The organism is Methanofollis aquaemaris (assembly GCF_017357525.1).
GTDB lineage: Archaea > Halobacteriota > Methanomicrobia > Methanomicrobiales > Methanofollaceae > Methanofollis > Methanofollis aquaemaris.
This window is the reverse complement of sequence record NZ_CP036172.1, coordinates 90,084-108,469: the sequence shown is the minus strand read 5'-3', so window position 1 is coordinate 108,469 and position 18,386 is coordinate 90,084. Positions and strand designations below refer to the sequence as shown.

The 18,386-nt window shown below is 61.0% G+C and carries 17 protein-coding genes; 16 read left to right on the top strand and 1 reads right to left on the bottom strand.

From position 1 onward, the window contains the following. Nucleotides 1–341: 341 nt before the first annotated feature. Complete coding sequence (locus RJ40_RS00485) at nucleotides 342–1,115, top strand: 4Fe-4S binding protein (RefSeq protein WP_265581381.1); 774 nt, start codon at nucleotides 342–344, stop codon at nucleotides 1,113–1,115. Nucleotides 1,116–1,491: 376 nt separating this feature from the next. Here RJ40_RS00485 and thiC read toward each other — a convergent pair whose 3' ends face one another. Beyond that, nucleotides 1,492–2,766, bottom strand: a complete 1,275-nt coding sequence (gene thiC / locus RJ40_RS00480) for a phosphomethylpyrimidine synthase ThiC (protein WP_265581380.1) — start codon at nucleotides 2,764–2,766, stop codon at nucleotides 1,492–1,494. Nucleotides 2,767–3,508: 742 nt separating this feature from the next. On the opposite strand from thiC, the gene RJ40_RS00475 reads away from it, so the two are divergent. From RJ40_RS00475 to RJ40_RS00405, 15 genes are all read left to right on the top strand, one after another. Then, nucleotides 3,509–4,729 (top strand): sensor histidine kinase, encoded by a 1,221-nt coding sequence (locus RJ40_RS00475; RefSeq protein WP_265581379.1) that lies wholly within the window; start codon nucleotides 3,509–3,511, stop codon nucleotides 4,727–4,729. 83 nt (nucleotides 4,730–4,812) lie between these two features. Continuing rightward, nucleotides 4,813–5,559, top strand: coding sequence for an anaerobic ribonucleoside-triphosphate reductase activating protein (locus tag RJ40_RS00470; protein WP_322743906.1), 747 nt, complete (start codon nucleotides 4,813–4,815; stop codon nucleotides 5,557–5,559). Continuing rightward, nucleotides 5,556–6,104 carry an AAA family ATPase gene (locus tag RJ40_RS00465; protein ID WP_265581377.1) on the top strand — a complete coding sequence of 183 codons (549 nt, stop codon included), beginning with the start codon at nucleotides 5,556–5,558 and terminating at the stop codon, nucleotides 6,102–6,104. The genes RJ40_RS00470 and RJ40_RS00465 overlap by 4 nt, the downstream gene beginning before the upstream one ends. Next, entirely contained in the window at nucleotides 6,101–6,877 is a 777-nt protein-coding gene (locus tag RJ40_RS00460) for a sugar phosphate isomerase/epimerase family protein (RefSeq protein WP_265581376.1), read from the top strand. The genes RJ40_RS00465 and RJ40_RS00460 overlap by 4 nt, the downstream gene beginning before the upstream one ends. After that, nucleotides 6,874–7,812, top strand: coding sequence for a ribonuclease Z (rnz, locus tag RJ40_RS00455; protein WP_265582587.1), 939 nt, complete (start codon nucleotides 6,874–6,876; stop codon nucleotides 7,810–7,812). Before RJ40_RS00460 ends, rnz begins: the two co-directional genes overlap by 4 nt. Nucleotides 7,813–7,833: 21 nt before the next feature. Further along, nucleotides 7,834–9,033 carry a magnesium transporter gene (locus tag RJ40_RS00450; protein ID WP_265581375.1) on the top strand — a complete coding sequence of 400 codons (1,200 nt, stop codon included), beginning with the start codon at nucleotides 7,834–7,836 and terminating at the stop codon, nucleotides 9,031–9,033. Nucleotides 9,034–9,474: 441 nt separating this feature from the next. After that, nucleotides 9,475–10,668 (top strand): potassium channel family protein, encoded by a 1,194-nt coding sequence (locus tag RJ40_RS00445; RefSeq protein ID WP_265581374.1) that lies wholly within the window; start codon nucleotides 9,475–9,477, stop codon nucleotides 10,666–10,668. A 29-nt stretch (nucleotides 10,669–10,697) separates the two neighbouring features. Further along, on the top strand, nucleotides 10,698–12,563 hold the full coding sequence (locus RJ40_RS00440; protein ID WP_265581373.1) for a DHH family phosphoesterase: 1,866 nt from the start codon (nucleotides 10,698–10,700) through the stop codon (nucleotides 12,561–12,563). Nucleotides 12,564–12,734: 171 nt separating this feature from the next. After that, nucleotides 12,735–13,742, top strand: a complete 1,008-nt coding sequence (locus RJ40_RS00435) for a DUF3821 domain-containing protein (RefSeq protein WP_265581372.1) — start codon at nucleotides 12,735–12,737, stop codon at nucleotides 13,740–13,742. Between the two features lie 130 nt (nucleotides 13,743–13,872). Then, a complete protein-coding gene (locus RJ40_RS00430) occupies nucleotides 13,873–14,124 on the top strand; it encodes a DUF7123 family protein (RefSeq protein WP_265581371.1) in 252 nt (83 codons plus the stop codon). 28 nt (nucleotides 14,125–14,152) lie between these two features. Further along, nucleotides 14,153–14,350 (top strand): hypothetical protein, encoded by a 198-nt coding sequence (locus tag RJ40_RS00425; RefSeq protein ID WP_265581369.1) that lies wholly within the window; start codon nucleotides 14,153–14,155, stop codon nucleotides 14,348–14,350. 152 nt (nucleotides 14,351–14,502) lie between these two features. Then, nucleotides 14,503–14,988, top strand: coding sequence for a GTP-binding protein (locus RJ40_RS00420; RefSeq protein WP_265581368.1), 486 nt, complete (start codon nucleotides 14,503–14,505; stop codon nucleotides 14,986–14,988). 120 nt (nucleotides 14,989–15,108) lie between these two features. After that, on the top strand, nucleotides 15,109–15,468 hold the full coding sequence (locus tag RJ40_RS00415) for a hypothetical protein (protein ID WP_265581367.1): 360 nt from the start codon (nucleotides 15,109–15,111) through the stop codon (nucleotides 15,466–15,468). A 2-nt stretch (nucleotides 15,469–15,470) separates the two neighbouring features. Continuing rightward, nucleotides 15,471–17,132: an adenine deaminase gene (gene ade / locus RJ40_RS00410; RefSeq protein ID WP_265581366.1), complete on the top strand. Its 1,662-nt coding sequence runs from the start codon at nucleotides 15,471–15,473 to the stop codon at nucleotides 17,130–17,132. Beyond that, the gene (locus RJ40_RS00405) at nucleotides 17,132–17,980 is read left to right on the top strand and encodes a methanogenesis marker 8 protein (RefSeq protein WP_265581365.1); all 849 of its coding nucleotides are present in this window, start codon (nucleotides 17,132–17,134) and stop codon (nucleotides 17,978–17,980) included. Before ade ends, RJ40_RS00405 begins: the two co-directional genes overlap by 1 nt. Nucleotides 17,981–18,386: the final 406 nt, after the last annotated feature.

The window sequence follows — 18,386 nt, the reverse complement described above, 5'->3', positions numbered from 1 at the left end:
GATCCCTGTAGAATCGGGCATGAACCTTCGTTTCAAGCATACGCGATGAAAATTTCTCGTCGCTCGATCGCTCTTTTTCAAGACAGGATAACTGGTGGAGACGTCGCTTCATCGCCGCCCCCGCCTATCCTCGTCGTGGGGGGTCTGGCGAGGGGCAAGGCCCCCCGGCGTGAGATTGTGGGGGAAAAGTTCTGCGATGAGGGCGGCACGCCTGATCATCGTGCCTTCCCACACCATACGCGCCGAGGGTCTCCGATCCTGGATCACCCGGATACCAACGGACTTCCCGTATCACCACCCATACAAAACAAACAAAAACACATGCCGATCCTGATACCCCCATGCACTCCGGATCCTCTCCTCTCCAGAAATCCAGAAAATCCCTCGAACATCTTCTCCACACCGAGGGAGTAGACCTCTACGCCACCCTGGCCGCGGCCGAATGCTCTGCACCGGAGGGGTATCATCCCCGGAACCTATTGCCCTCCGCAAAAACCGTCATAATCTTCGGACTGGAAATCCCGACGGAGACATTCTCGCTCGCGAGCAGAGAGAAGACCGGGCGGCTGCACCGCGTCATCGGACGCCTTGACGAGATCGCTTTTTTGCTTGTGAAAGCACTCGAGGACGAGGGATACCGTTCCATCGCAGTTCCGTCTTTCTTCCCGGTGCGGGTGCGGGACAGGAGGATCATGGGGTATCTCTCCCTGAAGCATCTGGCCGCAGAAGCGGGTATGGGGAGCATCGGGCGGAACACGCTCCTCATCACCTCGCGGTCCGGAAATCGCGTGGCGCTCGGTGCGGTGGTGACGGAGAAGGAGTTGCACGTGGAGAGACCGGCGGTGTCGCCGCCCCGATGCCGCCGGTGCAACCGGTGCATCAAGGCCTGCCCTACGGGGGCGTTGAATGAAGAGGGAGTGGACGTTCTCCGCTGCAGGAACGTGACCCATGCGATCCCGGCGCCGGTGCGACCCCTCTTCGGCGTCCTCTTCGAGAGCCGCGCCGGAGCGCCCCTGACTGAGTGGCTGGTCAACCGCATGGCCCGGGACGCAGAGATGGTCTGCAGCCGGTGCCTGACGGCGTGTCCATATTTTCGAGAGGGCGGTGGCGGTTGAGGAGGGCATCCCGGACCCACCCAAATTTTCATAGCGTATGCTTGAACCGCAGGTTCATGAGCAATTACTATGAAAATGATCTCGAAGATCGGCACTATCGGTTTTGATAGGGAAGGCGCGTCGATCCGATCGGCCGCCCCCAATCGTCGAAATTTCCCTGCCATCTCGCGCCGGGGGGTTCACCCCCCGGACCCCCCACGGACCGAAGATACGTGGGGGCGGCATGATACTCGAATTCGATTCACTCCTCGAACGCAAGGATGAGGGTCAAGAATCGATCCAGATCTGATCTGATATTTTCATCGCGTATGCTTGAGGCGGGCGCTCGCCTCATGCAAAATTCTACAGAACTGAAAAAAAAGATTCTAAAAAAAATTTAGAAGTTGAAATTCTTGTTGACGATCTTGAGGGCGCAGTAATCGCCGCACATCGTGCAGCCGTCGGTGTCGGCGGGCATCCGCTCGTCCCTGATCTTCTTCGCACGCTCAGGGTTCATGGCGACCGCGAACTGCCGGTCCCAGTCGAGGTCGCGGCGGGCATGGCCCATTTCGAGGTCGTCGCCGCGCTTCTTGAGTTTGATCATGTCGCCGACATGGGCGGCGATCCTCGAACTCATCACGCCTTCGTAGACCTCCTCGGGGGTGGGGAGGGCGAGGTGCTCTGCCGGAGTGACGTAGCAGATGAAGTCGGCGCCGTAGGCCGAGGAGAGGGAAGCGCCGATCGCGGCGACCCGGTCGTCGTAGCCGGGGGCGATGTCGGTGACCAGGGGGCCGAGCATGTAGAAGGGCTTCCTGTTGGTGACCCGCTTCTGGACGACGACGTTCGCCTGGATCTCGTCGAGCGGGATGTGGCCCGGCCCTTCGATGATCGTCTGCACGCCGAAGTCGTTGGCCTTGTCGGCGAGTTCGGCGTTGATGATCAGTTCCTGGAGTTGCGCCCGGTCGGTGGCGTCGTGGACGGCGCCGGCCCGCATGCCATTGCCGAAGGAGAGGGTGACCTCGTGCTCCTTGAGGATCTCCAGGAGGTAGTCGAACTCGGCATAGAGCGGGTTCTCCTGCTCGTTGTGGAGCATCCATGCGGTCATGAACGCACCGCCGCGGGAGACCAGGCCGCCGTGCCGACCCTGGTTCTGGAGTCTCTTCATCGTCTCCAGGTTGATCCCGGTGTGGATGGCCATGAAGTTCGTGCCGAGTTTCGCCTGTTCGGCGGTGATCCTGAAGAGGTCGTCGGGGTCCATGAAGACGACGCCGCCCTTCTTCTGTGCGGCCTCAATGAAGGCCTGGTACAGGGGCACGCTCCCCACGGAGAGAGTCGTCGCCTCGATGACCCGGCGCCTGATCTCCAGGAAGTCGCCGCCGGTGGAGAGTTCCATGAGGGTATCGGCGCCGGCGAGTTCGGCCTGCCGCGCCTTCTCGATCTCCATGTCGATGTCCACGAAATCTGTTGAGGTTCCGATGGAGGCGTTCACCTTGGTGCGGAGCCCCTCGCCGATACCGCAGATCTTAATTTCCCGGTACGGAGAGACCGGGATGGTGATGTGGCCCTCGGCCACGCCGCGCCTGACAAAGTCCTCGGTGACGCCTTCCTTCTCTGCGACGATCTTCATCTCTTCGGTGACGATGCCGCGTTTTGCGTCCTCAATCAATCCCATGCCTCTTAGATTGGGGAAACTCCGTGATAAACTCTCTGTTTTCCCAATCCCCGCTAAATTTTGCTTGTTCTCCGATCAAGTAAATTTGTTTACGTTTTAACAAGTGGAATTACCCGGAATGGAACTACCACCTTCACGCCGATCCTCGTCAGAAGAGAGCAGGGAAATTTTTCCCGGGCGGGAAAGATATGTTTAAAATTCCGGCTCTGTTGAATTGCTCATGAAGCGAAAGCACGCCTCAGGCATACCTCATGAAAAGTTTTTCATGGTAATTCCTCTTCCGGAGTGACCATGAGGGGCTGATCACACCCTTGCCCCTGTGTGACGGATCGGCAGAGGAGGGGGACACCCTCTGAAAAATCACCGCCCTCTCTCCCCCTGTCATGAGGAACTTCATCAAGGGAGTCTACAGATCCGACGGTTGAGTGATGACCTGCCATGTGAGAACCCTTCGGTCCGGATGAATGTTCAACCCTCCAACACTCCGGGATATGCTCCGGATGTGCCGCCGCCCGGGCGACCATGGCAGGCAAATATGGCCAAATGTACTTAACATGGACATATGACCCCATAAGAACTCCATTTTTCCATTATTATCTTATTTCAACAAATTAAATACTTAGAAAGTTTTATGATATTGTCTGAGAAATGCTCCCCTTGAGTGAACCTGTCTCTACCCCCAATCAATTTCCACCGTACGCCCGCCGGACGCGATGCGCTGGTCCTTCTCATAGTCGGAGCCATGCTCTTTTTGATCGCCTCATCTATGGACGCCTTCGAACTCCTGGTGGGGTTCACCAGAACATACGAACAATGGGAACTCGACGAGTTCCTCACCGCGGCCCTCCTCCTCTCGGTCGGACTCACCATCTTCTCCTTGAGGCGGTGGAAAGAACTCAAGATCGAGATACAGGCACGGAAAAAGATACAGGAACGATTGAAATTCGCCATCGAAGGCGGATCCCTCGGTGTCTGGGACTGGAACGTCGCAACAGGCGAGTTGTTAATAATTCATGACTGGATAAATGACCGGTCCTTCCCGTCCCCGGAGGAGGAGACACACGTATCGACCCTTGAACAACGCATCCATCCTGAAGATTACCTTCTGCTGGTGAAGAGTATGGAAGAGGTCAAGGATGACGCCATGCTCTACTATGAGGCCGAGTGCCGGGAACGATGCCAACTCGGAACATGGCGGTGGGTGAATGTCATTGGAAAGGTGACGGCCCGCGACGAGGAGGGCCGTCCCATCAGGGCGACCGGCATTGCCAGGGATGTTACCGAGATGCACCGGACCAGGAAGGCCCTCGATGAGGCGAACAAAAAACTCGACCTCCTGTACAGCATCACCAGGCACGATCTCCTCAACCAGATCAGCATCATTGCCGCCTATATGGGACTGATCGAGGATGAGATGGGGGGAAACGAGACATTCAGGGGATATGTCAGACATGTGGCCACCGCGACCTCGACGATCAGGGACCAGGTCGTCTTCATGCAGGACTACGAAAGCATGGGCGTGAAAGCACCGGCATGGCAGTGCGTGGGGAAAATCGCCAGGTTTGCAGGAGAGCAGGCGTCCCATGGGGATCTGGAGATCGATATACTCACCGGTCGAGTTGAGGTCTTCGCAGACCCCCTCTTCGAGAAGGTCATCTTCAATCTCGTGGACAATACCGTCCGCCACGGGGAGGGGACCACGGCGTTCAGGGTCTCATTCCATGAAGAGAACGACAAGGGCATCATCGTCTTCGAGGACGACGGCAAGGGCATCCCCGCAGGCCTCAAGGAGCAGATCTTCTCCAGAGGTTTCGGCCGGCAGGACTCCGGGCTCGGTCTCTTCCTCGTCAGGGAGATCCTCGGCATCACCGGCATGTCCATCAGGGAGAAGGGAGAAGAAGGGAAGGGCGCGAGGTTCGAGATCGTCGTGCCCGCCGGAGGGTTCAGGAAAGACCATCCGTAGGGGCCGCCCGCCCCTTCTATGGGACGTTCGATAGTTTCTATTAAACTGCTCGCCCATAATACTCAAAGGTGGTTTTTTTGAAGGTGAACTTCGGGGGCTTTGTCCCGCTCAGCACTGTGGACTGGAGGGGCAAGGCCGTCTGTACGGTCTTCCTGCGCGGTTGCCCGGTGCGGTGCCATTATTGCCAGAACACCGCGATCCTGGAAGGAAAAGACGAGCGGGAGGTCGACGAGGTACTCGCGATGATCCGGGAGTCCACCCTCCTGGCCACCGGCGTCGTCTTCTCGGGCGGCGAGGCGACGATGCAGAAAGAGGCCCTCCTCGCCCTGGCCGCGGGCGCGAAGAAGATGGGACTCGGCGTCGGTCTTCAGACCAACGGCGTCTATCCGGGCACCATCAGGGCCCTCCTCGAAGAAAACCTCGTCGACCACATCGCCCTCGATGTCAAGACCACATGGCGCCGGTACAACAACCTCCTCAAACAGGACTTCAAGGAGCGCGTGCAGGAGTCGCTCGACCTCTGCACGGAAGCCTCTCGCCGGGGCGCCCTCCCCGAGTTCGAGGCCGTGGTCACGACCTTCAGGGGATGCGAGGACGAGATCCGGTATATCGCACAGGACGCAAAAGGCGTCGACTTCGTCCTCCAGCAGGGCGTCATCGCCGGCGTCGCCCCCCTCACCTTCGACGAACTTGCGGCCATCGCCGACGGCCTGGGGCGGACCGTGAAGATCAGGACGCGAGAGGACGGCGAGGTCGTCTACGAGGGCAGACGGATCGTCAGGGCGGAGAGCATTGATGTCAGCAGGATCGAGCAGGAGCACGTAAGATGAAGGTCATCGGGATCGTCGGAATGCCGGCGAGCGGAAAAGGAGAGTTCTCAAAGATCGCAGAGGCCAGGGGCATCCCGGTCGTGGTGATGGGCGACGTGATCAGGGCCGCCGTCGTCGAGGCCGGGCTTGAGATGAGCGACGCCAACATGGGGAAGGTCTCCTCGGACCTCCGTGCGGAACACGGCATGGGGGCGATCGCTCTCAAGAGCATACCCTTCGTCGAGAAACAGGACGCACCCATCGTGGTCATCGACGGGATCCGGGGGAGCGCGGAGGTCGAGATCTTCAGGGAGCACTTCCCCGCGTTCCTCCTCGTCGCGGTCACGGCCTCGTTCGAGACGAGGTTCGGGCGCTTGAAGGAGCGGGGCCGCGTCGACGACGTCGACTCTGCCGGGGCCCTTCGCATACGCGACGAGCGCGAACTCGGGTGGGGCCTGGGCGAGGCGATGGCCATGGCCGATGTCGAGATCGCAAACGAAAGCGGCATGGAAGAATACACGGCAAAGGTCGCCCGTCTCATCGGGGCAATGGAGGGGTGTCCGTGAGCGTCGTTCCCTATTTCTCCTCATCTTCAAAGGTCTGGGAATCGGTCGAGTGGGTCTTCGGGATCGAGGAAGTCGGGTATGCTGGGTGGGAGATCTCAGCCGACGGCAACTACCGCCTCGATAAACCGGAGAACAAACAGGCCATCCTCGATGTCGTCGAGAGCACGCACCTCGACGTGACCGTGCACGCACCCTACGCCGATCTCAACCTCGCCTCGATCAACGACCCCATCTGGCAGGAGTCGGTGCGCCAGATCTGCGCGTGCGTCGAGCACGCCGCCGACCTCACCGACCGGGTCACCATCCACCCCGGTTATCTCTCGCCTGCGGGAAAACTCCTGCCCGGCAAGATCTGGGGCCTGCAAAAGGAAGCCCTCCGCCTGATCGGGAAGTGCGGCGAGGAACACGGGGTGAAAGCCTGTCTCGAAAATATGATCAACATCCCTGAGTTCCTCTGCCATGACCCCGACGAACTCCTCGGGATCACCGACGGGATCGAGGGGGTCGGCGTCACCTTCGACCTGGGCCATGCCAACACGGTCAGGGCGGTCGACGGGTTCCTCAAACAGATCGATACCGCCGACCACATCCATATCCACGACAACCACGGCAGTTCGGACGAGCACCTTGCCCTCGGTGACGGGACGATCGACTGGGAGAAGGTCGGGCGCGCCGTCGCAGCAGGGTACCGGGGAAAGGTCGCCGTCGTCGAGGGACGCAACCTTGAAGAGGCGACACGAAGCCTTGCAACCTTCAGGAGGTGGTTCGTATAGCCGGCGAGACTCTGCAGGTCTACTTCCTCGGCACCGCCGGGGCGCTTCCCACGCCGAACCGCAACCCGCCCTGCATCATGGTGAGGCGAGGCTCGGACACCCTCCTCTTCGACTGCGGGGAAGGGGCCCAGCAGCAGATGATGCGGGCGCGGACCGGGTTCCTGGTGGACGCCGTCTTCATCACTCACTGGCATGCCGACCACTTCCTGGGCGTGCTCGGTCTTGTCCAGACGATGTCGTTCAATGGCAGGACCGAGCCGCTCATCATCTACGGGCCGGAGGGCGTCTACGAATTTGTCGAGCATATGCAGCAACTCGGCAGGACCAAACTCAGTTTCGACCTCCAGCCGGTCAGGCTCGGTCCGGGCTCGACGGTGCGCTTCGACGGCTACCAGGTGGATGCCTTTGCCACCTGTCACGGGATGCCGAGCCTCGGCTATGTCCTCAGGGAGGACGGGAGGCCGGGCAGGTTCAACCGGGAGAAGGCGATCGAACTCGGCGTCCCGCCGGGTCCGCTCTTCGGCAGGCTCCAGCGGGGCGAGGCGGTGACGGTGGAACATGAGGGAGAGAAGGTGACGGTCACGCCCGAAGAGATCCTGGGCCGGGCGCGCTCAGGACGGACGATCATCTATACCGGAGACACGAGGCCCCTCCACCACGGGCCGCGCGACGGTCTGGAAGATGCGGATCTCCTCATCCACGATGCCACCTTCGACGATACCGAGCGGCAACGGGCGAGCGAGGTCTATCATTCCACGTCAGGGGAGGCCGGCGAAGCGGCGGCGGCACTGGAAGCGCACGCTCTGGCCCTCGTTCATATCAGCTCGCGCTACACGTCAACGGCAAACCATATACAGGATGCACGAAAGAGGTTTGAAGGCGAAGTGATCGCACCACCGGACCTGACGATGGTCGAGATTCCTTTCAGAGAGTGATGAAGATGGCGGAGAGCGAAGATGAGACTGGGAAACGGACTGGGGCGCGAAGAGCGCCTCTTCCTGACGGGCTTTCTGGCACTGTTGGTCAGCACAGCCATCGCCGTCGTCGCCGGGTCATATCTCTCCTCTATACGTGAGACTCTCGCTCTCCTCCCGGGCCTGCTCGTCCTCGTCCCCCCGACGATCAATATGCGCGGCAGCATCTCCGGGGTGCTCGCCTCACGTCTCTCTTCCTCGATGCACCTGGGCGAGTTCGCCCCTGACTGCCGGGGCGGCGTCCTTGCCGAGAACCTGCACGCCTCATTTATTCTCACGGTCGCCACCGCCATCGCCCTCGGGTTCATTGCAAAGCTTGCAGCCTGGGCGTTCGGGATCGAGGTGATCCCTGCCGGCGACCTTGTCCTCATCTCGGTGATCGCCGGGATCCTCTCCGGACTCATCGTGATGGGCTTCACGGTCCTGGTCTCGGTCCTCTCGTACCGGCGCGGGGTGGACATGGACATGATCGCCGCCCCGGCGGTGACGACCCTCGGCGACCTGGTCACGATCCCGGTGCTGGCCGTCACGGCGGTGACGGTCACCGCGCTCCCCATGGGGTGGAGGATGGCCCTCCTCGCCCTTGTCCTCGTTGTCGCCGCGGTTGCAACGGTGTACTCGTGGATGCACGGGGCGCGGGCAAGAGAGATCGTCTCCGAGATCCTGCCCCTCCTGGTCGGGCTCTCGGTCCTCGGGACGATCGCAGGGGTTACTTATACCATGGACCTCGACCGTCTCGTCTCTGTCGGAGCGCTTCTCATCCTCATCCCACCCTTCGCCGGGATCTGCGGATCGATCGGGGGGATCCTCTGCTCGCGCCTTGGAACCTGGATGCACCTCGGACTGATCGGCCCGTCCATCCGTCCCTCCCGCGCCGTGGGGATGCAGTTTGTCCAGAGTTATCTCTTCACCCTCATCCTCCTCCCGCTGATGGCCGCCCTCGCCCACGGCGCCGCCCTCCTCCTCGGGGCAACCTCGCCGGGTCTGCTCACGATGGTCGGGATCGCCGTCGGCGCGGGGGTCGTGGTGATGAGCATCGTCAACGGGATCGCCTATCTCACGGCCAGCATCTCGTTCAGGTACGGCTTTGACCCTGACAACTTCGGGATCCCGGTGATCACCTCGGTGATCGACCTGCTGGGGGCAGTGGTTCTCATCTCGGTGATCAACCTGCTCCTGTGAAGCGGGTGGGGAGGGCCTCTCCTCGTGATGAGAGCAGGAGGGTTTGTCTTCGGGGGCAGCGCCCCCGGCGCGATTCATGAGGGAAGGCATGGGATCAGAAGGGCGAGAATACTCACCTGATCTCTCGCGCCGGGTGACGACAACTTCAAAGCACGCCGTGCCTCCCAAACCCCCTTCGTCCGCGCCTCCGGGCGGATGGTTTTGAAGTGACCTCTCTGAGATGCACCACCGATGCGGTTCAGGACAATCCGAGATCGAAGAAACGGATCGATCCCCGCGCTCCAGAAGATCATGCCGTTCCTTCACCCGGTTGCCTGAGAGCCTCGTGGGAGGAAGGAGGTGGAGGGGTCGACAGCCTTCCATACCGTCCCCGGACCGATGTGCGCAACTAGGAGTTAATATACCCTCGGGACAATATCGAAATGGAAGACGGTACTGACCATGATGGAAGTCGAATATCAGCCGACCAGCCTCAAGGATGTCCTCATCGAGATGAAGGATATCTCTGAACTGATGGTTGACCTCGCCTATTCTGCCATTCTTTTTGAAAGCCGGGACATCGCCGGCGAGGTGGGGAACCTTGAAGAGATCATGAACCGGCATGTCTACCAGGCCCGCATCTCGGCGATGCTCGGGGCGCGGCGGGTGGAGGAGGCCGAGTCGATGAGCGGGCTGTTGCAGATCGCAGAGTCGGCCGAGCGGATCTCGAACTCGGCCTCCGAGGTCGCAAAACTCATTCTGAAAGGAGCCAAGTTCCCGCAGAAACTCAGGGACGCCCTGCCCGCGGCCGAGGAGGTCACGGTGCGGGTCGAGGTCCAGCAGGAGTCGGCCCTTGCCGGCCAGACGCTGGGCGAGGTGAAACTGCAGAGCAGATCGGGGATGCGCGTCATCGCCATCAGGCGGGGGAACGGATGGATCTACGATCCCGACAAGTACTCGCAGGTCGCCGCCGGCGACATCCTCCTTGCAAAAGGGCTTGAGGCAGGCATCCCCCCCTTCCACATCATGGCCGGAGTGGTCCAGGAAGCGAAGAGAGAAGCGGCAAAGGCCGGATATGTCGACGACCTCGACCGCGCCGTCGCCCTGATGATCGAGATGAAGAACCTCTCCGAACTCGCGGTCGGACTTGCATACACCTCTCTCCTCTTCACCAACGAGGACGTGGCCCAGGAGGTCGTCGCCCTCGACGAAAGGATGGAGGATATGCGTTATCAGTTCGACCTGTGGGTTCTTGAGGCTTCAAAGAGGATCGAGAACGTGGAATATCTCCGCGGCCTCCTCTATCTCTCCTCCTTTGCCGAGACCATCTCGGATGCGGCCTCCGCGATCGCCGAAGTGCTCCTCAGGGACATCGAGATCCCCCCGGTCTTCAGGCTGATCGTGCGCGAGTCGGACGAGATCATCACCCACCTCAAGGTGAAGAATGGTTCCGCCCTTGCCGGCCGGAGCCTCAAGGAGGCGTCGCTTGCGACCGTCACCGGCATGGTCGTGCTGGCGGTCAAACGCGGCGGAGAACGCTGGAAGTATCGTCCCGGCCGCGACGAACGGCTCCATGCCGGCGATAGTATTATCGCAAAAGGGAGAAGAGACGGCGAAGAACGTCTTGCATCTCTTTGTTCAGGTGAGAATACATAAACATTGTTACAGTCAAGTGAGTTAAGGAAATGGTAAACCAGGAAGATATGATTGTATACTCTCTCGGCCCGGGTTGCGGGTTGGGGGAGGTCGAAGAGGGCAAGGTCTATGCCGGGATCGTGCAGGGCTTTGCGAACTTCGGCACTTTTGTCCAGTTGAATGCCAGGCTCAAAGGTCTGGTCCACAAGAGCAACATCATCGGCACCCACGAGGAGAAGGAACAGATCTTCGTGCAGGTCATCAACATCAGGAACAACGGGAACATCGATCTCGCCGAGGTCGCTCCCACGGTCTACCGCGTTGAGACGGTGACCAGACGGGTGTCGGTGACCGGGCTTGGCGACCTGGCCTCGCAGGTCGGGCGCGATGTCACCCTCGAGGCGACGGTCGCCCAGATCAAGCAGACGAGCGGGCCGACGATCTTCACCCTGGTCGACGCGACCGGGAGCGGGAACGCCGCGGCCTTTGTCGAGGCCGGCGTGCGCGCCTACCCTGAGGTCGAACTCGGCGACTCGGTCTTTGTCGTCGGCGAAGTGATGCGCCGGCAGAACCAGCTCCAGATCGAGGTCAGCGCCATGGAGGCCCTCACCGGCGAGGACGCACAAAGGGTTCACGACCGGATCGAGGCGGCGCTCGACGCGCGTTCCGAGCCCGAGGAGATCCCGCTCCTTATCGAGAGCGAGGCGATGGAGCAACTGCGCCCTGAGATGAGAAAGGTCGCCAAGCGGATCAGGCGCGCCGTCTTCGAGGCCCAGCCGATCATCCTCCGCCACCATGCCGATGCCGACGGGATCAGCGCGGCGGTCGCAGTCGAGCAGGCGGTGGTCTCTCTCATCAAAGATGAGGGCAACGACCTGGATACGGCATATTATCTCTTCAAGCGTTCGCCGTCGAAGGCGCCCTTCTATGAGATCGAGGACATCACGAGAGATCTCGACTTCGCCCTGAAGGACAACGTGCGGTTCGGGCAGAAGTTGCCGTTGATCGTCCTGATGGACAACGGGTCCACCGAAGAGGATATCCCGGCGATGAAGGTGGCCAGAGTCTATGACCTCCCGATCATCGTCGTCGACCACCACCACCCCGACGCGATCGTCGACGATTACGTCGTCGCTCATGTCAACCCCTATCATGTGGGTGCCGACTTCGGGATCACGGCCGGGATGCTCGGGACCGAGGTGGCACGGCTCATCTTCCCGGGTGTGAGTGACCGGATCAGACACTTCCCGGCGGTCGCCGGTGTGGGTGACCGGAGCGAGGCGCCGGAGAGGCAGCGCTACCTTGACCTCATCGCCGACGAGTACACCGAGGATGTCTGCAAGGACATCGCCCTGGCCCTGGACTACGAGCAGTTCTGGCTGCGGTTCAACGACGGCAGGGAGATCGTCAAGGACATCCTGAACGTGGACGGCGAACGGGATCTGCAGGACAAGATCGTCAATCTCCTGGTCGAGGAGGCGAACGCCGCCATCGAGAACCAGATGGATGCGTCCATGCCCAATGTCACCGAGGAGATGCTCCCGAACGGTGCGTATCTCTTCAGGATCGATGTGGAACTCTTTGCCCACAGGTTCACGTTCCCGCCGCCGGGCAAGACGTCAGGCGAGATCCACGACCGCCTCTGTCGGCAGCACCCCGGCGCACCGGTGGTCACGCTCGGCTTCGGCCCCGACTTTGCGGTGCTCCGTTCCCGCGGCGTGATGATGAACATCCCGCAGATGGTCAGGGAACTCCACGACGAGATCCGGGGCGGCGGGATCAGCGGCGGCGGTCACCTGGTGGTCGGGTCGATCAAGTTCGTCGAAGGGATGCGCGAGGCGGCGCTCGCCGGACTGGTCGAGAAGATCGGCCGCGTGCCGGTGGAAACGTCCCTGCCCGAGCAGTCCGAGGACTGAATAAGGCTCAGGACCTCTTCTTCTCCTTCACGGAAAAGAGAGGTCGGGGTCATACAGTACCCTTCTGGTACTCTTTTCTTTCCCTGTCGTGCCATGTTCAACTGGCCCCGTCCTGCGGCGAAAGGGATATATGCGGCGGCCCTGAGGTAGTACTTCATCGGAGGAATTGCTATGGTACGAAGCATATATACCGGGATTTCGGGGGTCGGCATCGTCTGCTGTCTTCTCTTGCTGGTGTCGGCGGCAATCGCGCCGGTCTCGGCACGGGGAGATACGATCTCCGATATCGAACCCGGAGATACGGTATTTGTCTATGAAGAAGGACTGAACCTCTCGGCCCTGAGGAACCAGACGACCGATAACCCGGTGACGGCGCTGGTCAAGTATTATGACGACGATACCGGGAAGGGCGAGCAGAACAGGATCTCGATCCCCGACGAGACCGCTTTCGATCTCGACGATGCCCTGGTCGAGGAGGATACCGGGCTGTATTATGCCTACAGCAGGGAAGATAACGCCCGGACCGGGAAGAGAATCATGGTCAGGTATCCTGACCTCAGGATCGAACCTGTCCTCGCCGCCCCGAACCATGCCGACCGGATCGAGGGGATCTCCATCCCGACCGGGACGGCGATCGCCTTCAAGGTGATCAGTTTATATGTGGGCACCCAGTACGTCGCCGGTGACGAGCATGCCTCGGTGGATATCGTGGTCACGACCCCGGACGGAGCCGAACTGACGACGTTCAAGGGGCAGGATCTCTCAGATCTCCCGATCACCGCCACGCATATCTATACCGACGATCCGGGCATGGCGGGGCCGATCGTCCTCGACAGACTGCAGGAGGGGGAGTATCAGGTCCGGGCGGAGTGGCGCTCTCCGCAGGGTTTTGCCGACTCCGCGGAGGACTCGAATGTCGTCACGTTCTATTCGGGCGACAGGATCGGGGTCAACACTACGGTGCCGACGGTGACGACCACGACCATCACCGGGACGCCGACGACGGCCCCGACAACGCTCGCACCAACGGAGACAGCAACCGAAACGACGGCGCCGGAGACCTCGGTTCCTGAGACGACCGGGACGGTGCCGGCCACGACGCCTACTCAGGCCCCGTTGACATTGATCTCCGTTCTTGCCGCACTTTCTCTTGGCATCCTTGTGATGACGAGAAAATAGATTCATCTTTTTTAATGACCATATAACAGACGCAGGTGCCCTAAATGTCCATTTACCGGGAGAGGGGCGGGGAAAAGCACAAGATATATATAAAGAAATGCTGATAGGACTAACAAGTTGAGGTATCGATATGGGTAACAATAAGAGTATCCGGGAAAACTATAACAATACACAGGACCGGATTGTCCAATATCTCATGGGAGGTCTAAGAAAAGGCAAGCATTACTTCAAGTCGAAGTACATTGCCCACGACCTCGGACTCTCGGCAAAGGAGGTCGGCACAAACCTCGCCATCCTCTCAGAGATCTGTGAGGAACTTGAGATCCAGAGGTGGAGTTATTCAAACTCGACGACATGGATGGTCTGCCCCAGGGCGGCATGATTAATATATACGCCCGCGATTTTTAGGTATGGAATCGATTGTCTCTTTCGAGTCTGAGATCGAGTTTGTTGCCAGGATCAACGAGTTCAAAGACTGCATTATGCAGCAGGGTCCGAAAAGTGAAGGGGAACAGAACCCTGAGCAACTCTGGTTCAACATCGATATCCCGAAGGGTCATGGACTCAAGGCAGGCGACCGCGTACGGATCACGGTCGAGAAGATCTGAACCCATAAGGAGAGGTATCCTGTATTGCCATCCCGGAAGGGGATGTCGAAGATTTTTTGAGGCAAATAACGCCAATTTTTTCATAAACTTACCATATTGAAGAGAACCTAATACCGAAACAGAAATATAGACCTACATCATATGCAATGGTGATGGCACGTGAGAAACTCAAACTCTGCGTATTCGGATCCTTCAATGCAGGGAAGTCTTCTCTAATTACTGCGCTCGATCCCTCATCCCGGCATGTCGAGGCAGACTGCGATGGCGAGTCGACGACCGTTGCCCTCGACTTCGGACGGGTACAGGTGGGGGAGCAGCAGGTCTATCTCTTCGGGACGCCGGGACAGGACAGGTTTGAGTTTGCGAGGAAGATTCTCTCCAGAGGAATGGACGGGGCGATCATTGTGGTCGACTCGACGACCGCACCCGACGATATGATGCGGGAACTGTATGCGTGGCTGAAGGGGACCGGGTTGCCGGTTGTCTTTATGCTCAACAAGTGCGATCTCCCGGGGTCCAGGCCTTCTCTCTATGCCGATGCAATCGGCGACGCTTCAGTCCATCTCATCTCCGCCCGGACCGGCGAGAATGTGCATGAAGCGCTTGCCTCCTTTGTCAAGGGCATTGTCAGGTGTTGAGAGAGAGTGAACCGTCCCGGCTCAAAGGCCGGGTTTCTCCCCATCCGCACCCCTCCTTCCTCTGACTCTCCAGGGAGCGGAAGCAAATACTATATCTTCTCTCAGCGGTCACATCTGGTAATGGCAGCAATTCCCCGGACCGCACCTTTTATCGGGCTCTCCTGCCTCTGCATCCTTGCTCTGACCGCAGGATGTACCGGCATCGGATTCGGAGAGGTGACCTATGCGGACGGCGCCCTCCAGGTCGAGGTGGACAACCCGTCAGAGCCCATGGAGGCCACGCTCCAGGTGACGGTTTTCGAGACCGGCAGTTTTGGACAGAGAGAGGTCGAGACCTTTGTCAAAGCCGAGAAATTTCAGGAAGGCACCAATAGATTCTCCTTCCCGGTGGCCCTCGAGCCCGGCACCTATAAACTCTATCTCTATCTCCTGAAAGGAGACGAACGGACGGTCGCGGTGATCAGGGACATCCGGGTGTGACCATGGACGAATGCATGAATGCTGCACGCGGGAGCGTGCCCGCCGACCGTCTCTTCACCGGCCTCTCCCTGTACAACCCCTTCACCTGCACCTGGGAGGAGACTTCCTTTGCGGTGAAGGACGGGAGGGTCGTCGGGATGGGCGAGGGTTACGAGGCGCGGGAGACCGTCGACCTTGGGGGCGCGAGGGTCGTCCCCGGTCTCATCGACGCCCATGTCCACATCGAGAGTTCTCTGCTCACGCCGCGGGAGTACGCGCGGGCGGTGCTCCCGCGAGGGACGACGACGGTCGTCGCCGACCCGCACGAGATCGCCAATGTCTCGGGGAAGGAGGGGATCGAGTTCGTCCTCTCCGAGGGGTCGCGCTCGGCCCTCTCGGTGCTGGTCACGCTCCCGTCCTGTGTCCCGGCCACCCCCCTGGACGAGGGCGGGGCCGTGCTCACGGCGGACGACCTCGCGGAGTTTGTCGGGAGAGAGGGGGTCGCGGGCCTGGGCGAGATGATGAACGTCCCCGGCGTCCTGAACGGCGACCCCGAGGTCTGGAAAAAACTCGGGCTCTTCCGGGTCAGGGAGGGGCACGCCCCCATGCTCTCGGGAAAAGATCTCAACGCCTATATCTTCGCCGGGATACAGAGCGACCACGAGTCCACAACGCTTGAGGAGGCCGAGGAGAAACTCCGTCTCGGGATGTACATCATGATGAGGGAGGGCTCGACCGAGCGAAATATCAGGGCCCTCGCCCCCCTGCTCACGCCCTGCACTTCGTCGCGCTGCTGCCTGGCGACCGACGACCGGCACGCCGACATGCTCGTCTCGGAGGGGCATATCGACGACTGCATCAGGAAACTGGTGAAGGAGGGAGTGCCCCTGGAAGTCGCGCTCAGGGCGGCGACCCTCTCCTCAGCCCAAAGGTTTGGGTTGGAGGACCGCGGCGCCGTCGCACCCGGACGGCGGGCGGACTTCTGCGTGCTCAAAAGTTCGCCTGAGTTCGAGGTGGCGGCGACCTATGTGCAGGGCGTACGCTACGAAGACCCCGGTTACCAGGCCCCGGCATGCCCGCCGCCGGTCTTCAGGTGCCGCCCGCCCGATCCCGCAGATCTTGCGGTCGGGGGCCGGGGCATGGCGAGGGTCATCGGCCTCAACAGGGGGCAGATCGTCACCGACGACCTGCGGTGCAGGGTGGAGACCGTCCCCGATCTCGAACACGATATTCTCAAGGTCGTGGTCTGCGACCGCTACCGGCACGGGGGGTGCGGGGTCGGTCTGGTCCGGGGTTTCGGGATGAAGGAGGGTGCGATCGCCGCAAGTGTCTCCCACGACACCCACAATATCGTCGCCGTCGGGGTCTCTGACGAGGAGATCTGCCGGGCGGTGCGCGAGGTGACCGATCGCAAGGGCGCGATGGTCGCGGTGAGGGGCGAGCGGGTGACCGTCCTTCCCCTGCCGTGCGGGGGGTTGATGGCGACCGAGCCCTACCCCGAGGTCTGCCGGAGGCTTGAGGCCCTCAAGGGGGAGACCGCGGCGATGGGTGCGGTCGATGACCCGTTCATGTACCTCTCGTTCCTTGCGCTGACCGTGATCCCGCATCTCCGGGTGACCGACCGCGGGGTCTTTGATGCGGCGGCCTTCGCCGATGTCCCGCTCTTCTGCGAGGAGGAAAAGTGATGGACGAACATATCATCGAGGCCGCCGGGAAGGCGCGGGTTGTTATCAGGGACGGCAAAGTCGTCGAGGTGGGCGAACCGGTGATCAGGTCGTGCCCGCTCGCCGAACGGTTCTCCCATCCGGTCAGGGAGATGACGGGAGAGGAGATCAAGAGGAACATCGAGGAGCGGATCCGCACCTTCGGGATGTGCACGCCAGAGCGCGAGGTGCTTGCCGACCCGGACTTCGTTCTCTTCGGGGCTTCGGAACTGCTGAGCGCGGCGGTGCGGCGGGGTGACCTCGACGCCGCAGTCGTCGCCTGCGACGGGGCAGGGACGGTCGTCGCCATAAACCCGCGGCTGGTCCAGGGGATCGGCGGGCGGATGTCGGGGCTCGTGAAGACCTCGCCCATCCCCGCGGTGATCCGGCGGATCGAGGAGAACGGGGGGGCGGTGCTCGACCCGGTGACGGCGCGGATCGATCCGATCGCCGGGGTCGAGGCGGCGATGCAGGCCGGGTACCGGGCGGTGGCGGTGACGGTCGCCTCGCCTGCGGTCGCCACCGAGGTGAGGATGCGGTACCCCGACGCCATCATCGTGGGGGTGCACCTGACCGGGCTCTCGGCCGGGGAAGCCGAAGAGATCGCGGCGGTGGCGGACATCGTGGCGGTCTGCGCCTCGCGGCACCTCCGCGAGGCGGCCGGGCGGCGGGCCCTCCTCCAGGCCGGGACCGCGGTGCCGGTCTTTGCCCTGACGCAACGGGGCAAGGAGATCATCCTGGCAAAGATCAGGGAGACCGACCGGCAGGTGGTGGTCACCGGCGGGCATCTCCCGGTCGCGGGGACGCGGGGGCCCGAGCCGCTGGTGTGATCGAATCGAGGGGTTCGGCCAATCGAACCCGCACAATTTTTCAATTTTTGTCTTTGTAGAACTGCTCCGGACGGCTATCTCTGCGGGGGGATGGCCGCCCCCGATCCCCCAGCATCAGGACAGGGCCCGGGAAGGCAGGTCGATCAGACGTGCCGCCCCACGAGAAGAATTCAAACCTGCCGTCTCGCACCGGGGGGCCGTGCCCCCCGGACCCCCCACGGATGAAGAGGGCCGAGGGGCGGCGATTGAGTGGTGCCCTCAACACCTCAGAGATCGCTCAGAACAATTTTCATGCAGTATGCCTGAGGCGTGCTCTCAGCTCATGAGTATTCTACAAGGCCCGATGTTTTCTGTTCCGGTTGATGCATCCGCCGGGCCCCCCTCTCATGAGGTGAAGGTTTCATAC

Coding starts and splice junctions, on each gene's coding strand:
- RJ40_RS00465 (WP_265581377.1), top strand. CDS start 5,556: ATGAAGGTCATCGGGATCGTCGGAATGCCGGCGAGCGGAAAAGGAGAG.
- RJ40_RS00425 (WP_265581369.1), top strand. CDS start 14,153: ATGGAATCGATTGTCTCTTTCGAGTCTGAGATCGAGTTTGTTGCCAGG.
- thiC (WP_265581380.1), bottom strand. CDS start 2,766: ATGGGATTGATTGAGGACGCAAAACGCGGCATCGTCACCGAAGAGATG.
- RJ40_RS00445 (WP_265581374.1), top strand. CDS start 9,475: ATGATGGAAGTCGAATATCAGCCGACCAGCCTCAAGGATGTCCTCATC.
- RJ40_RS00405 (WP_265581365.1), top strand. CDS start 17,132: ATGGACGAACATATCATCGAGGCCGCCGGGAAGGCGCGGGTTGTTATC.
- RJ40_RS00420 (WP_265581368.1), top strand. CDS start 14,503: ATGGCACGTGAGAAACTCAAACTCTGCGTATTCGGATCCTTCAATGCA.
- RJ40_RS00440 (WP_265581373.1), top strand. CDS start 10,698: ATGGTAAACCAGGAAGATATGATTGTATACTCTCTCGGCCCGGGTTGC.
- RJ40_RS00475 (WP_265581379.1), top strand. CDS start 3,509: ATGCTCTTTTTGATCGCCTCATCTATGGACGCCTTCGAACTCCTGGTG.
- RJ40_RS00430 (WP_265581371.1), top strand. CDS start 13,873: ATGGGTAACAATAAGAGTATCCGGGAAAACTATAACAATACACAGGAC.
- RJ40_RS00485 (WP_265581381.1), top strand. CDS start 342: ATGCACTCCGGATCCTCTCCTCTCCAGAAATCCAGAAAATCCCTCGAA.
- ade (WP_265581366.1), top strand. CDS start 15,471: ATGGACGAATGCATGAATGCTGCACGCGGGAGCGTGCCCGCCGACCGT.
- RJ40_RS00435 (WP_265581372.1), top strand. CDS start 12,735: ATGGTACGAAGCATATATACCGGGATTTCGGGGGTCGGCATCGTCTGC.
- RJ40_RS00450 (WP_265581375.1), top strand. CDS start 7,834: ATGAGACTGGGAAACGGACTGGGGCGCGAAGAGCGCCTCTTCCTGACG.
- RJ40_RS00415 (WP_265581367.1), top strand. CDS start 15,109: ATGGCAGCAATTCCCCGGACCGCACCTTTTATCGGGCTCTCCTGCCTC.